Origin of the sequence: Bifidobacterium asteroides (genome assembly GCF_003202755.1) — a bacterium.
Taxonomy (GTDB): Bacteria; Actinomycetota; Actinomycetes; order Actinomycetales; family Bifidobacteriaceae; genus Bombiscardovia; species Bombiscardovia asteroides_F.
This window is the reverse complement of sequence record NZ_QGLK01000005.1, coordinates 116280-131578: the sequence shown is the minus strand read 5'-3', so window position 1 is coordinate 131578 and position 15299 is coordinate 116280. Positions and strand designations below refer to the sequence as shown.

13 protein-coding genes and 1 pseudogene are annotated in these 15299 nt (G+C 60.5%); 10 read left to right on the top strand and 4 right to left on the bottom strand.

Going from position 1 to position 15299, the window contains the following annotated elements; genetic code table 11:
- Nucleotides 1-7 precede the first annotated feature (7 nt).
- Together DKK74_RS06980 and DKK74_RS06975 are read left to right on the top strand one after the other, a co-directional pair.
- Nucleotides 8-3718: a helicase gene (locus DKK74_RS06980; protein ID WP_110413403.1), complete on the top strand. Its 3711-nt coding sequence runs from the start codon at nucleotides 8-10 to the stop codon at nucleotides 3716-3718.
- Nucleotides 3718-3951, top strand: coding sequence for a hypothetical protein (locus DKK74_RS06975; protein WP_110413402.1), 234 nt, complete (start codon nucleotides 3718-3720; stop codon nucleotides 3949-3951). Before DKK74_RS06980 ends, DKK74_RS06975 begins: the two co-directional genes overlap by 1 nt.
- 9 nt (nucleotides 3952-3960) lie before the next feature.
- Here the strand turns inward: DKK74_RS06975 and DKK74_RS06970 are convergent, their stop codons facing one another.
- From DKK74_RS06970 to DKK74_RS06950, 4 genes and pseudogenes are all read right to left on the bottom strand, one after another.
- Nucleotides 3961-4371: an MscL family protein gene (locus tag DKK74_RS06970; protein WP_375537562.1), complete on the bottom strand. Its 411-nt coding sequence runs from the start codon at nucleotides 4369-4371 to the stop codon at nucleotides 3961-3963.
- Between the two features lie 718 nt (nucleotides 4372-5089).
- Nucleotides 5090-5428 (bottom strand): annotated as a pseudogene (locus DKK74_RS08940) (SAF domain-containing protein); the annotation flags it as partial.
- A gap of 72 nt (nucleotides 5429-5500) precedes the next feature.
- Entirely contained in the window at nucleotides 5501-5716 is a 216-nt protein-coding gene (locus DKK74_RS06955; RefSeq protein ID WP_015022397.1) for an FmdB family zinc ribbon protein, read from the bottom strand.
- Nucleotides 5717-5817: 101 nt separating this feature from the next.
- Nucleotides 5818-6495, bottom strand: coding sequence for a 5-formyltetrahydrofolate cyclo-ligase (locus DKK74_RS06950; RefSeq protein WP_181414952.1), 678 nt, complete (start codon nucleotides 6493-6495; stop codon nucleotides 5818-5820).
- A 79-nt stretch (nucleotides 6496-6574) separates the two neighbouring features.
- Between DKK74_RS06950 and DKK74_RS06945 the strand changes: the two genes are divergently transcribed.
- The 8 genes from DKK74_RS06945 to nrdE all read left to right on the top strand — a co-directional run bounded on the left by DKK74_RS06945 (nucleotide 6575) and on the right by nrdE (nucleotide 15129).
- On the top strand, nucleotides 6575-7228 hold the full coding sequence (locus tag DKK74_RS06945) for a GNAT family N-acetyltransferase (RefSeq protein WP_110413398.1): 654 nt from the start codon (nucleotides 6575-6577) through the stop codon (nucleotides 7226-7228).
- Between the two features lie 103 nt (nucleotides 7229-7331).
- On the top strand, nucleotides 7332-8786 hold the full coding sequence (locus tag DKK74_RS06940) for a hypothetical protein (RefSeq protein ID WP_110413397.1): 1455 nt from the start codon (nucleotides 7332-7334) through the stop codon (nucleotides 8784-8786).
- A 178-nt stretch (nucleotides 8787-8964) separates the two neighbouring features.
- The gene (groES, locus tag DKK74_RS06935; protein WP_015022393.1) at nucleotides 8965-9258 is read left to right on the top strand and encodes a co-chaperone GroES; all 294 of its coding nucleotides are present in this window, start codon (nucleotides 8965-8967) and stop codon (nucleotides 9256-9258) included.
- A gap of 120 nt (nucleotides 9259-9378) precedes the next feature.
- The gene (locus DKK74_RS06930) at nucleotides 9379-10479 is read left to right on the top strand and encodes a histidinol-phosphate transaminase (protein ID WP_181414975.1); all 1101 of its coding nucleotides are present in this window, start codon (nucleotides 9379-9381) and stop codon (nucleotides 10477-10479) included.
- A gap of 180 nt (nucleotides 10480-10659) precedes the next feature.
- Nucleotides 10660-11148: a class Ib ribonucleoside-diphosphate reductase assembly flavoprotein NrdI gene (gene nrdI, locus DKK74_RS06925; RefSeq protein ID WP_110413395.1), complete on the top strand. Its 489-nt coding sequence runs from the start codon at nucleotides 10660-10662 to the stop codon at nucleotides 11146-11148.
- A 65-nt stretch (nucleotides 11149-11213) separates the two neighbouring features.
- Complete coding sequence (nrdF, locus tag DKK74_RS06920) at nucleotides 11214-12209, top strand: class 1b ribonucleoside-diphosphate reductase subunit beta (protein ID WP_046323878.1); 996 nt, start codon at nucleotides 11214-11216, stop codon at nucleotides 12207-12209.
- Nucleotides 12210-12384: 175 nt separating this feature from the next.
- Entirely contained in the window at nucleotides 12385-12882 is a 498-nt protein-coding gene (gene nrdI / locus DKK74_RS06915; RefSeq protein ID WP_110413394.1) for a class Ib ribonucleoside-diphosphate reductase assembly flavoprotein NrdI, read from the top strand.
- Between the two features lie 51 nt (nucleotides 12883-12933).
- Nucleotides 12934-15129 carry a class 1b ribonucleoside-diphosphate reductase subunit alpha gene (nrdE, locus tag DKK74_RS06910; RefSeq protein ID WP_110413393.1) on the top strand — a complete coding sequence of 732 codons (2196 nt, stop codon included), beginning with the start codon at nucleotides 12934-12936 and terminating at the stop codon, nucleotides 15127-15129.
- Nucleotides 15130-15299 lie beyond the last annotated feature (170 nt).

Here is a 15299-nt window from a genome sequence, read left to right as displayed (position 1 = left end):
TAGACGGATGAGCGAGACGGTAATGAGCACCGGGGAATCGGAACAGGGCAAACGGGCTGAGGATGCGCAGGCATCAGCGGCCGGATCCTCCTCCGACCCTGCGGCAGAAGAGGTCAAAGCCCCGCTGACTCCTCTGGAGCGAATTCGAGGATGGCGCCAGGACTACCAGAACCAGGTGGGATTGACTCCTCTGGAGAATGTATCGCAGCTGGCCGCGCAGATGGACCTGACACATGCGCATCCTTCAGGCATTGCACAGCTTTTCGCCAGCGGTCAGGTTCATCTGGATGCGCTCTTCCGAGACCGCGGCATGCTGCGCGCGGCCCACCGGCGCATGGAGCGGGTCCTGGACGATCAGGCCGCCAAAGAGCGTGCCAGCGGTTTTGCCCAGCTCTCCATGGTGGTGGGAGTGGCTGCCTGGCAGGGGCGCGACATGCCTGTTCTGCTCTACCCCGTGCGTATTGATGAGGGCACACAGGGAACCTCCAGAGCCTCCATCAGATTCACAGGCAAGGTGGATCTTAATCCTGCCTTGATCTCGGCCATGCGCGAGCGAGGCATCACCCTGGATTCTGACCGCCTGTTTTCCGCCTCCCATTATCAGGGCGGCACACCAGAAACTTCATCGTTGTTCAAGGATATGACGGCCCTGATCACGCCGCATATCAGCGACTTCACCATCGAACGGAAAATTGTCCTAGGGTGTTTCATCGAGCCATCGGCCCAGCTGCTTGGTGAAAGCCTCCGGATTCTGGACCGGATGACCGCCGGGTCCACCGGCAACGATCTGCTCGATGCTTTGGCAGGTGATCAGGAAGCCTCCGAGCGGCTCAAGGGCGGATCTGTGCCTGACTACAGCCCCTTCGATGCGGATCCTCACAGCGAATTCGAGTCCGGAGATGTGGACAACCGGGTCCGTTATGCAGCCCAGCTGGTGGCGACCGGTCATAGCGTGATTGTGGATGAACAGACCGGCCGCCACAGCGCCGACGACGCTTTGGCCATTGCCTCGCGTTGCGTCACCGCAGGCAGAACAGTGCTCTATGTACCTTGTGTGGTGGAGGAGAAGCGGCGCTTTCAACATCGTCTGGATGCTGCCGGGATGGCGGACATGGCTCTTGACCTGACCGACGATCAGCTGGGCCGGGTCCTGGACCAGCGGCTGATTGATGCGGTGGGGTTCAAACCCGGCAAGGCCAGTGAACACTTCGATCAGGTGGCTGACGAGCTTGTGGGTGTCCGTTCCCGGCTGACCCGTTATCTGGGCGATCTGCATGGGGTGGATTCCAGCTGGGGGGTTTCGGCCTACCAGACTATTCAGAATCTGGCCAACATTGCCAACATGCCTACGCATCCTGCCACCCGTGTCCGTTTGGGTGCGGCCACTGCCCACAATCTGCAGCCCGAGTTGAATGCCTGGGCCGATAAGCTGGAGAGGGCTGCCGAGCTGGGCGAATTCGTCATCGGTCCACAAGATACTCCTTGGTTCGGCGCTACCTTGGTCAACGAGAACGAGGCCGTGGACGCTTACTCCCGTGTGGTTCGTCTGCTGCAACGGCTTCTGCCGGACACCCGTGAGCAGGTCAAATCTACTGTAGAGACCTGCGGATTCCCTGTGCCGGCCACCGTCAAGGATTGGGGGCGGCAGGTGGTGGTCCTCAAGAACCTTCGTAGGGTCCTGGATGTCTTCCAGCCCTCCATCTTCGAGCGCGACATTCCTGCCATGATTGAGGCCACCAAGGCCAAGGCTGATCGCAAAGCTAGTGGCACCAATCTGGGATTCTGGGAACGTCGACGCCTGGTCAAGGAAGCAAAGAGCCTGCTCAGGCCCGGTGCCCAGGTCGAGGATCTGCATGAATCACTGGTGGTGGTCTCCAAGCAGGCCGAGCAGTGGCGGACCTTCGTCCCCCACGGCGGCTGGCCGGTCCTGCCACCCAAGCTGGACGTCATCATCGACACTCAGGAATCCCTGATCCGTGACATGACGGCTCTGGACACCGTCTTGGACTCGACTCCGGCTGGTGGCGATCTGGAGACCATGGACTTCAACAAGGTGGAGGAGCGGCTCAAGGCCCTCTTTGACGACCATACAGCCCTGGATACCTTGCCTGAACGCTGTGCTTTGGAGGGTGAATTTAACAAGGCGGGTCTGGAGGGCCTGGTCCAGGACCTGCGCAACCGCCAGGTTGAAGGTAAGGCGGTACGGGCCGAGTTGCAGTTGGCGTGGTGGACCACAGTCTTCGACGACATCATGCGTTCCTCGCAGATCATCTCCAACCAGGACGGTTCCGCCCTATCCAACGCAGCCGACCGCTTCAGCCAGGTAGATGCCGAGCATGTGGCCAGCGTAGGACCCATGGTTGCCCAGGAGAGTGAAAAGCGCCTATCCGAGCTGCTTTTCTCGCGCACACAGGAGGCCAATCAGCTGCACACCATGCTGGCCGGCAACCCCGGTGCCTCTCTTGCCGTCTTTCAACAGGCCCACCCCAGCATACTGTCGGCGGCCAAGCCCATCATCATCGCGACTCCGGCCACGCTGGCGACCAGGACCAATCCGACACAGCTTGCTGATACGGTCATCATCGATGCCGGGGCTCATATGCCTTCCATTCAGGTCCTGACCGTGCTGGCGCGTGCCCGGCAGGTGGCGGTCATCGCCCACCGCCCCACCATCACCTCGGATGGCCTCTTGCAGCTGGTCGATCATCTGGTTCCAGTCACCGTCAAATCACGGCCCTCACGTCGTTCCATTCGACTGGATGCTTTCCTGAAAGATCACGGCTATGGGGATCTGTCGGTACCTGTGCCAGATTGCCGGGAGCCTGGCAGGGTGACCCTGACCCGGGTGGAGGGCGCTGGCGTCCCGGTCATGGCCACCGGGCTGGTCGAGTCCAGTCAACAGGAGGTGGCTACCGTTGTTGACATGCTCAAGCGCAAGGCCGGATCCTTCTCCCTAGTGCCGAACAGTTATCTGCTGACTGTGGTCACCCTGTCGGCAACCCACCGCTCCAGGCTCGGCGCTGAACTCAAGTCGGCAGCTGCCAAGGATAGGGTTTTCGCCAAATTCCTGCGGCACGTACGCATTGTCGGCATTGACGAGGTCTGCGGTGCCCGGGCCACGGACGTGATCCTCACTCTGGGCTTTGCCAAGACCACCCACGGCCGTCTTCTGCAGCAGTTCGGCGACCTGGAAGGCGAAGGAGGCAAGGGCATGTTGCTGGATGCTCTGGTCCTGCCGGATCGGAATCTGGACATCGTTGCGGCGTTTTCCGCTGATGATCTTGAGGACGACCGCATTCACCAGCCTGGGCCGCGTCTGCTCAAGGATCTGTTGACTTGGGTTGAGCATCCCGACGCTGAACCTGCTAGGCCCGAGCAAGCCGAGCAGTCCACCAATGTGCTCTTCCGGGATCTGGCCCAACGGCTGCGGACCCGGGGGCTGGATGTAGCCCTGGATTATGGGTACGAACAGGCGCCCCGAATCCCGTTGGTGGTTGGGCTCAAGAACAAGCCCTATGCTCTGGCCGTGTTGACCGACGACGCCGAGTTCATGCATACCCAGTCCACCCGGGAACGTCACCGGTTCACCACCGAGGACCTGCAGTATCTTGGTTGGTCGGTCATGACGGTCTGGAGCGTTTCGGCCTTTGTCAACCCCGATAAAGAAGCCGAAAGGATCGTTGCTCGCCTTGCTGATATCTACCAGCAGGCGCGTTGATGGCAGATGATCAGCTAGACCGGGGAAATCAGACCGGTGAGCCTGCAGCTTCACGCAGACGTCGGCATCGCCGGGTTGTTCGCCCAGGCACGGAACGGTTTGATGTTGACGGCATCGAGGAGGATCCTCAGGACCAGGTCTGTACGCAGGATCGTCTTGACGGGGATGACCGGCGGATCCTGGGTGAGCTGCCGCCGCATTGGGGACTCTTCCCCAACGAGCGTGGCGACTGACTGCTGGTTCTAGTTCTGTCCTGTGGGCATACCGGTTCCGGCATCTTGGCTGTCTGCGCCTGTTGACTGGTGGATGTCGGCGGCGATCTGGCGCAACAGCTGCAGGCTCTGGTCCTGGGGGCTGGGTGCGTTGGGCTGGTCCTTGATGCCCGAGGCCGCCCTGCTCAGTTGCCGCAGCTTGTTGATGGGCATAATGATGCAGAAGTAGACAGCGATGGCGATCAAGAGGAAGTTGAGCAGGGCCGTCAGAATGGCACCGAAAGAGATGGTAGCGTTCCGGTAGCTGATGGTAAGGAGTCCCGACAGGTCTGGTTTGCCGAAGATCATGGCGATCAGGGGGCTGATCAGATTGTTGACGATGGCGTTGACCACGCTGGTCACCGCTGAACCCATAACTACACCCACGGCCATATCCACCATGGATCCGCGTGAGATGAACTGTTTGAATTCGCCCAGCACGCCCTTGTTGCTGATCTGCGAGATCTTGTGCACTGCTTCGGCGGTATCCTTGGCCGCCACCTGATTGATCGAGGCCATCCTGTATCCTTCCGTAGCTGATGTGAGGCATGGAGCGCCCATGCCTACTTCCTCCTCCATTATCGCGGGCCCAGGATGGTTTCGGTTTTCCGACATGATTGGAGGGTGTCGGTGCAGGAGTTCTGTCGGGGCGAATGGCAATGACAGGGGTGGATGGATCCAGCGACAACAAGAGCAGGGCCTGATTGGCATCCAGAGCGAAGACGGACTGGGATCTTTGCCGGCCTTGGTTGCTCTCCCGCCCGTCTGGATTGGATTGATTCCTGGGGACGGTCTGCGCTGGTTGCAAAACCAGTGCCTGCTCGGCTATCATGCAGCGTCCGCCACCTGAGGCCTGCCTGGGAGCAGGCGTCTGTACGTCGTTGACTTGTCGACTGTGGGCAAGCCCCGGCACCCTATCAGAACCGGGTTGGTCTCGCTTGGAGGATGGCAGCAGGGAACTGGATTGGGTGGGATGCGGACCGTTGTCGGCCGGGCAGTTCCCCGCGGCTAGCAAACTCACCTGATCGCCGGCCTGCAGGTCTCCCGGATCGTCGGCCAGGTGGACGGTCACTGCGGTGGTCCCGGCCGGCTGTGCCGGTCTGTTGCTGATCATGGCTGTGGTCAGCGGTTGCCCTGTGTGGACGCTGATCATCAGCCTCCGTCCGCGTACTTGCCCAAATGAAGCGATCAGGCCGGGCAGCCGTTCCCTGCCATGCAGGATCCGCGTCCGAACCATGGCAGGCTCGATGGCTGAGCCGCGTGCAATAGGCCGAGCGGCGACCAATACAGACAGACGGCCCTGCGCCTGGACCAGGATCTGCAGGGCACAGAAGACTGCCAGCCCCAATGCCAGGGCGGCCCCTACGCTCCGTAGCCGAAAAAGTCGCCGTCGGCGAGTCAGAGTGCTGGTGACCGTTGAAGGCTTGTTCTTCTTGGTGAAGATGGGAAAATCGACCATGCCCCCAGCCTGCCAGAATGTTGTCCGGCGTATGGGTCCGCATGGTCGATGTGGTCGAATGTGCCTCTTGGTCTACTTGCTGCTTGTGGAGCTCGAAGAGGAGGAAGATGAGGCTCCGTCGGTCCGGTAGAAACCATGGCCCTTGAACTCGATGGGTACTGCGGAGAAGACCTTGCGGACCTGCTGCTGCCCGCACTTGGGGCAGATGGTGATGGGTTCGTCGCTGAAAGACTGCTCCTTGGTAAAGTCGTATCCGCAGTTCTTGCAACGATAATGATAGGTGGGCACCGTTCTTTCCCTCCGCTGATGGTCGGTTCGCGCGACGATTGGTTCAACACCCAATATCCTAGTGGTGACTGCGACCAGAAGAATCGGCACCGGGCCTCTCGTCAGTCTTGTTCATCACCATTATGGTCCGCCTTGGGTCTTCGTGACAGACCTGCGGCTGTGGGCGTGAAATCTTCGGGCGTCAGGACGGCATCCACAGGAAGATCATGATCCAGGTGGGGCAGAGGGGCTTCCACGAATTCGCCGGGCCAGCAGATGCCTACCACTGGGGTCTGTTCAGCACGCAAGGCCAAAGCCCGATCATACCAGCCGCCGCCCCGACCCAGACGAATGCCGGCATGGTCGATGGCCAGTGCCGGCACCAGGATCAGATCAGCCTGATGCAAAGCCTGCGCTGGCAGTGCCGGCATATCGGGTTCGTCCGGCCGCCAGCCGGGAATCCGCTTCATGCCATCCAGATCATGCTCTGATTGCAGGCATCCCCAGCCTACTTGGGTGCCCGTGCCCAGCATGGGAATGAGCACCTGGTATCCCCGGCCCAGCAGAAGGTCAAGACTGGGGTCCATGGCTATCTCACCCCGAATGGAGGCAAAAGCAGCCACGGTCAGGCTCTGGTCGCTTCGGGAGCGTTCGACTCTGGGTAGCACCTGATCGGCCAGCAGATAGGCCAGCTTGCGGCCCGCATCCAGGCATTGGGTCCGATCGATGTGCCTTCGGTCTTCAAGCAACCGGCCACGCCGATCTTGCTTGTCCATGTCGATGCGTGCCTGCTCGTTCATGTCCTCAGTTCTACCAGTAGGGGCTCTCCCGGATGGACGCCTGTCTGCCTCAGCTGCCGTTCGGTGAGAACATGGAATCATGTCGGTTCTGCATACCTTCCGTCAGGTCTGGCAGGGTTCCCGGGCCCGCTCGGGCCATGCCCTGAATCTGCCCGATCGTCTGACCCCGCCTCCAGGCCATGGGGACTTCCTGCTGAGACCCATCCGCGAGGGTGATCAATCAGCATGGAATGCGGTTCGATGGAGGAATCGTGATTGGCTGGCTCCATGGGAATCTGGGGATCCCCGCCACGGACCCGGCATGACCTATGCCCAGTGGATGCAGGAGCTGGAGCGTGCCCGGCAGGAGGGCACTTCGGCGGTCTTCCTGATGGAGTTTCATCAGAGCATCGTAGGGCAGATTTCCCTAGGCGCCATCCGCTATGGGTCCATGTGCACGGCAGTAGCGGGCTACTGGGTTGACCAGGATTGGATCGGTCACGGATTCGCGCCCCTGGCCTTGGCCATGGTGGCGAATTGGGTCTTCAAGGATAGGAGTGGGCCTCATCTGCACCGTCTGGAGGTGGCGATTCTGCCTGAAAACCAGCGGTCCCTGCGTGTGGTACAAAAGCTGGGCATGGAGCCGGAGGGGCTGCGTCGCAGCTACATGTATGTAAACGGACAGTGGCGGGACCACCTGACCTTTGCCTGGATCAGCGACCAATTCGATTCAGATCTGCTGGCCCGTTTATGAATCCCCGGGGCAGACATGGTCGACACGCTGGGTTTGACTTGCCGCTTGGGGCATACCGTCAACTAACGTAGTACCTATGGTTTATGAATCACTCAGCAGCATCATGGTTTTGGTGATTGCAGTGATTCTGGTGCTGGGTTGGCTGCCGTTTCGCACCGTCAAGGGCATGAAGCGGGCCTCGGAGCATCGCCAGGACAGGCTTTCCACCTCCCTGCACATGGTGGGTCGGGAAGACGGTATGAGGTTCTGCGACAGGCAGTCGAGGACGGTGAAAGGGTTGGTCATGCAGCAAGGGCAGCAGGATGGCAACCGGCTGAGTCAGGCCCAGCGCATCAAGCAGATCAGACAGTTGCGCCGCGCGGCCATACGCCGTCGTCGCATCCTGGTCCTTACCCTGTTGGTCATCACTCTGCTGGTGGCTGGGCTCTCTTACCTTGTAGGTTACAGCCCATGGTTCACTTTGATTCCTCTGGCCTTGGTGATAGTGGTGTTGGCCGCCGGCGCACATGCTTCGGCCCAGGCTAGGACTTGGGAGCGCAATTTGGCCCAGCGACGTGCTAGGCAGCGTCGTCAGCAGGCGGCCAGCCTGACTAAGAGCAAGACCTCCGGCAGGCCTGTGCAGGCCAAGAATGAGGGCCGCACGGAAACTGCCACGGATGTGCTTGACCAGGGTGAGATTCGTCAAACGCTGGCTCAGGCCAAGGCTGATCAGCAGGCAGCACTCAAGGCCAGGCAGCACAATTCCACCAAGCCAGCAAAGCCGTCAGCCGGCACCAGCAAGGCTAAGGGTTCGGCCGGGTCCGTAAAGCCGAACGAGAAGACTGCTGCTCAGACCGGACATACCTCGAACAGGCAGCCCGTCACCAAGAAGACCTCTGAACAGACCCCAGCCAAACAAGCGGCTTCTCAACCGGCGGCTTCCAAACCAGCAGCTGCCAAATCTTCAAAGGCTCAAAAGGCTGCCTCCAAATCTGCTACGCCCAAGTCGTCAATGGACAAATCCGCTGCCTCGAAGTCTGCAGTCCGGCCGACTTCTTCACACTCGATGCCTGCCCAATCCGCCGGTGCCCATTCAGGCAAGTCCGGATCGGTTTCTGCGTCTATCGGCAAAGAGCACCAGGCCTCGTCGGATCAGGACTCCAAATCCGCGGCATCGTCGTCCTCGGCAAAGGCCCAGGAGGATGCCACCAACGAACTCGAACGCATCAATCCCTCTCCGGCCTTGGATGCTTTCGACATGGCGGCAGGCCAAGATCTGATTTCCTTCTCCCTGGGATCGGCCCGCGGCGAGGAAGCGGACAAGGACGGCAAGAACAACGAAGATGAGGGTCCCCACAGCCTGGAGATCAAGTCAACCCGACAGGTCTCCGTGGCCCGTCCCCCCGAAAAGAAGCAGCCCGATCAAAAGAAGGCTCAGAAGAAGGCCGATGGGCGGCCCGACGACTTCCATGAGAGGGAGATGCAGGCCCAGGTCGAAGCGCCTGACCGTAGCGAGAACTCTCTATCCATCGGCGTGGAGGCCATATTGGCCCGGCGTCGTCCGTCAGCCAAGTCCTGAGGGGCCAATCGACAATCCATCTTTCACCACCAGCGTTAGCACTCAAGTTGGCAGAGTGCTAATTTCGCGCTACTATGACTTGTAGCGCAAAGGAATGCGTGGTGAGTGTTCGTCAGCCTCTCATCGACGTTCCGGCGTGGGTTCATTGGCTGTTCTCACAAGATGTAGGAGGTCCACAGTGTCGATTTCACTCACACCGTTGGAAGACAAGATCGTCATCAAGCAGGCTGAGGCGGAGACCAAGACCGCTTCCGGGCTGGTCATTCCTGATACCGCCAAGGAGAAGCCCCAGCAGGGCGAGGTGCTGGCGGCAGGCCCCGGCCGTCGTGACGACAAGGGCGAGCGCATCCCCATGGATGTCAAGGTTGGCGACAAGGTTCTGTACTCCAAGTACGGCGGCACCGAGGTCAACTACGGCGGCGAGGACTACCTGATCGTGTCCGCGCGCGACGTTCTGGCCATCCTCAAGTAAAAAGGCGGTGATTAGTGGCCCCTGGTCCTGCAGAAGGACCAGGGGCCACTTGCATCTCGTCAGGACCGTGCAGCGGAACAGACACCGCAGGGACATGTGGCGGCCACTAGCATGGTGCTCATGTACTATCGTCATCGCGCCAGCATTGATTCCCTTCCCGGATACCGGCAGGGCAGCCCGGCACCAGCCGTTCCCGGGTTAACCAGTTACAAGATCTCCAGTAATGAGAACCCCTATCCGCCCTTGCCTGGTGTGCTTCAGACCGTCTCAGAGCAAGCCTTGGGGCATTTGAACCGCTATCCGGACATGCACGGCACCCGTCTGGTAGAGCGGCTGGCCAAGCTGCACGGGGTCGATCCAGCATGCATTCAGCTGGGATGCGGATCCACTGAGGTCATCACCCAGCTGGTTGACCTGGTGGCCGGTCACGGCGATCAGGTGGTCTATCCCTGGCGCAGTTTCGAGGCCTATCCCATCATCATCACCATGGCCGGCGCCACCGGGGTGCCTGTGCCTCTGGATAAGCAGGGGCGCCATGACATCGAGGCCATGATTGCGGCGGTCAATGACCACACCAGACTGGTCATTGTCAACAATCCCAACAATCCGACTGCGACCAACGTCGATCGCAATCAGGCCGAACGGCTCCTGCAAGCCCTGCCAGCAGACCTGCCGGTGCTCTTTGATGAGGCGTATATACAGTTCAACGACGACCCTGATCGAGCCGATGGATTGACACTTATGCGCGAGCATCCCAATGTGATAGTGGCCCGGACCTTCTCCAAGGCCTATGGACTGGCTGGTCTGCGGATCGGATACGCCGTGGCAGCGGAGCCGATCATTGCCGGCATGAACAAGGTGGCCCTGCCCTTCGGCGTCACTGATGTGGCTCAGACGGCGGCAATGGCCAGCCTGGACGCACAGGACCGTCTGGCCGAACGGGTCCAGGCACTCAAGCAGGAACGGGCCAGGATCCTGGCTGGTTTGCAGGAGCAGGGGTGGAAGATCCCTGAACCTCGGGCCAACTACTACTGGCTGCCTCTGGGCCAGGCTGCCGCACAGGCTGATCAGCTCTTCCGCGACGTAGGCTTGTCGGTCAGGACCTTCCCTGGCGAGGGCATCCGCATCACTGTGGGGGAGCGGGAAGCCAACGACCGGGTCCTGGAAGTTTGCGCTGATCTGCGTCGGCAGGGTTTACCGCAGGATCCGATTGCTGACTGAAGGCCGCATACTGCCGCGAGCGTAAATGCAAATAATTGCCGTCTCCGTCCTTGTATGGAATGTCACAGCAAAGGCTGTTTTGCTCCTGTGAGCTTGTGTCGTCTTGGATAAACCTATATATTGTGGTTGGCTGGCCAAGCCTATCCAATATATAGTGTTTACCAAGGAGCAACAGTCACTATGTCCTCAGCAGATGTGGATCGGCACGATCCTCCCGATGGTGCCTCCAAGCTGGTGTACTTCTCCAGCGTCTCCAACAACACCCACCGCTTTGTGCAGCGGCTGGGCGTGGAGGGGCCCATCCGCATCCCTCTGTACGAGCGGCGCCAGCCCATGCCCATTATGGATGCGCCTTACCTTCTGCTGGTGCCCACCTATGGCGGCGGGTCAGCCAAGGGGGCCGTGCCCAAGCAGGTGATCCACTTCCTGAACAATCCGGTCAACCGCGGACTGATCCGCGGAGTCGTCACCTCGGGCAACCGGAACTTTGGCAGCGCCTATTGCGCGGCCGGCCCTCTGATAGCCCGTCGGTGCGGCGTCCCTGAGCTCTATCGATTCGAGCTGCTGGGCACCGCGGAGGATGTACAGGCGGTCAGGGCCATTCTGGTCGGAATGGGAGTGCAGCTCCAGCAGCAGTCGACTGATTCACGAAAGGCGGTTTTGTCATGAGCCAGCAGGAAAGCACCAAAGAGAGCGCAAAGTCAGAGGCCGGCGTCTATGCCGACGACGAGATGATGCGCCAATCCATCACTCCGCCCCAGTACCGGGTCACCCCCGAGGCCAGGATTCGCCCGGTCAACTGGAACAACATCACCGACGAGAAGGATCTGGAGGTCTGGAACCGACTGGTCTCCAACTTCTGGCTGCCCGAGAAGGTGCCCCTGTCCAACGACATCCCATCCTGGAACACCCTGACCGATCATGAGCGCCAGACCACGGTCCGCGTCTTTACCGGACTGACCATGCTGGACACCACGCAGGCCACCATCGGTGAGCTGGTGCAGATCGATCACGCCCGCACCGAGCAGGAGCAGGCCATCTATACCAACATCGCCTTCATGCAGTCGGTCCATGCCCGCTCCTACTCCTCGGTCTTCTCCACGCTCTGCTCCAGCGAGGAGATCGACAAGGCCTACCGCTGGGCTGTGGCCAACGACGTCCTCCAGGAGCGCGTCCACACGGTCCTGCACGAGTATGTCAGCGAGGATCCCCTGAAGCGCAAGGTGGCCTCCACCATGCTCTCCTCGCTCATGCTCTATGCGGGCTTCTATCTGCCCCTTTACTTCTCCAGCCATGCCAAGCTGATGAATACGGCCGACATGATCCGTCTGATCCTGCGTGACAAGGCCATCCATGGCTATTACTCGGGCTACAAGTATCAGCGGGGTCTGGAGGAGAGGACCCAGGCCGACCAGGCCATGCTGGAAAAGTTCACCAACGATTTGCTGGACAAGCTCTACGACCTGGAGATGGTCTACTCGGGGCAGATTTATGAGGGCTTCCCCTTCGTCGAGGACGTCTTCGCCTTCGTTCGCTACAATGCCAACAAGGCGCTGATGAACCTGGGCTACCCGGCCCGGTTCGCGGCCGACCAGACCGATGTCAGTTCGGAGATCCTGGCGGCCCTGTCGCCATCGGCCAACGAGAACCACGATTTCTTCTCGGGTTCGGGCTCCTCCTATGTCATGGGACACTCCGAGTCCACTGACGACGACGACTGGGACTTCTAGGCGAGTTGGATCCGCTGTGATATTGGGCACAGAAAACCCTATATATGCTCACCGTTTTCAATACCAATAGCACATATAGTAGTTCAGGCTCGCGCTGGGCGGGTTCAGGTTGGTCCGTCTTCAGGGCGGGCATCACCGTCAAGACAGGCTTTGGATGGCCTGATCAGGAGGAAGCATGGAGCAACAGCAGACCGCCGGAATTGATTCGGAGCTCAGCGCTCCCGAGTTCGCCGCCCAGGGTCAGCACCTGGGGGCCGTGGTCTACTTCTCGTCGGCCTCGCGCAACACCGCCCGGTTCATCGCCAACTGCCATTTGGATGACGAGGGGATTGACGTCTTCCGCATCCCTCTGAGGCCCAAGGATCCGCCGCTCAACATTCGGCAGCCCTACATCCTGATCGTCCCCACCTATGGGGGCGGATCAGCTAAGAAGGCGGTCATGCCGCAGATCAAGCGCTTCCTGAACGACCCGGCCAACCGGTCCGGTATCCGCGGGGTCATCGCCTCGGGCAACACCAACTTCGGGGAGGCCTTCTGCATGGCGGGGGACATCATCTCCCGCAAGTGCAATGTGCCCTTCCTCTACTATTTCGAGCTCATGGGCACCAAGGAGGACCAGGAGAAGGTCCGCCGCGGGGTTGTGGATTTCTTCCGCAACCACCCCGAGTCCTGAGCCTATTTCATTACACGCACTATCACTGCAATACTCATGAAAGGACACCCGATGGGAGCAAACGAGGACACGTCCCTGGCCCTGGATAGGACCGCATCCGAGGATGAGGAGACCTTCGATCCGGCTCACGACTACCATGCCCTGAACGCCATGCTGAACCTGTACGACAAGGACGGCAGGATTCAGTTCGACAAGGACCGCGAGGCCGAACGCCAGTACATGGACCGGCACGTACGGCCCAACACCATGACTTTCCCCTCCACGGCCGAGAGGATTGCCTACCTCCTGGATCACGAGTACTACGATCGGAAGGTCTTCGAGAGCTACACTCCTGAGTTCCTGGACAGGATCTACAAGCATGCGGCCGAGAGCGGCTTTGAGTTCGAGACCTTCCTGGGCGCCTTCAAGTTCTATACCTCCTATGCGTTGAAGACCTTCGACGGCAAGCGCTACCTGGAGGACTTCCCCCAGCGCTGCGTGGCCGTGGCCCTGGAGCTGGCCGACGGGGATGAGCAGGCAGCCATGAAGTACACGGATGAGATCATCTCCGGCCGCTTCCAGCCCGCCACCCCGACCTTCCTGAACCTGGGCAAGGCCCAGCGCGGCGAGCCGGTCTCCTGCTTCCTGGTGCGCATCGAGGACAACATGGAGTCCATCTCCCGCGGCGTCAACGCCGCCCTGCAGCTGTCCAAGAGGGGCGGCGGCGTGGCCCTGCTGCTCAGCAACCTGCGCGAGATGGGCGCACCCATCAAGCACATCGAGAACCAGTCCAGCGGCGTGGTTCCGGTCATGAAGCTCCTGGAGGACTCCTTCTCCTATGCCAATCAGCTGGGTGCCCGCCAGGGTGCCGGTGCCGTCTACCTGTCGGCCCACCATCCTGACATCATGCGCTTCCTGGATACCAAGCGGGAGAACGCGGACGAGAAGATCCGCATCAAGTCCCTGGCCCTGGGCGTGGTCATCCCCGACATCACCTTCGAGCTGGCCAAGCGCAAGGAGCCCATGGCCCTCTTCTCGCCCTACGACGTGGAGCGGGTCTACGGCAAGCCCTTCGCCGACATCTCCATCACCGAGCGCTATGAGGAGATGGTCAAGGACAAGCGAATCCACAAGAAGTACATCGATGCCCGTGACTTCTTCATGACCCTGGCCGAGATCCAGTTCGAGTCCGGCTACCCCTACATCCTCTTCGAGGACACGGTCAACAAGGCCAACCCCATCGACGGCCGGATCACCATGTCCAACCTCTGCTCGGAGATCCTGCAGGTCCAGGAGCCCAGCACCTACTCCGAGAACCTGAACTATGAGCATATCGGCCGCGACATCTCATGCAACCTGGGATCCCTCAACATCGCCAAGGCCATGGACGGCGGCCTGGCCGACACGGTCGAGACCTCGGTGCGGGCCCTGACCTCCGTCTCCGACCACACCAACATCGAGGCCGTCCCCTCAATCAAGCGGGGCAACGACGAGGGCCATGCCATCGGCCTGGGCCAGATGAACCTCCATGGCTTCCTGGCCCGCGAGGGCATCCACTATGGGTCCGAGGAGGGGCTGGACTTCACGGACATGTACTTCATGACCGTGGCCTACCACGCCTACAGGGCCTCACATGCCCTGGCCGTGGAGCGGGGGAAGGCCTTCGCCTCCTTCGCCAAGTCAGACTATGCCAAGCCGGCCGGCCAGGGGAACTACTTCGACAAGTACACTGAGGGCAGCCGCTCCCTGGAGCCCAGGACCCAGCGGATCAAGGACCTCTTCGACCAGTACAAGGTCCACATTCCCACGGTTGAGGACTGGAAGAAACTCCAGGCGGCCATCCTCAAGGACGGGATCTACAACCAGAACCTCCAGGCCGTACCCCCGACCGGGTCCATCTCCTACATCAACCACTCCACCAGCTCCATCCACCCGATCGCATCCAAGATCGAGATCCGCAAGGAGGGCAAGATCGGGCGCGTCTACTACCCGGCCCCCTACATGACGAACGCGAACCTGGACTACTTCGAGGACGCCTACGAGATCGGCTGGAAGAAGATCGTAGACACCTACGCCGAGGCCACCCAGCATGTGGACCAGGGGCTCTCGTTGACCCTCTTCTTCCCCGACACGGCCACCACCCGTGACCTGAACAAGGCTCAGATCTACGCCTGGCGCAAGGGGATCAAGACCCTCTACTACATCAGGATCCGCCAGCAGGCGCTGGAGGGCACCGAGGTCGAGGGCTGCGTCAGCTGCATGCTTTAAGGCACCAGTCCTTAAGACATATGCAATCAATGGTCGGTGCCGTCTTTGATGGCGACGCCGGCCCTTTGGTATCCACATCCACAGGTCGGGTCCGTCCATGCGGTAGACTGACGGTCCTGTCATGATCCGCGTCGCACTGTCGAACACCTATCCAACAAGGAGCAATCAAC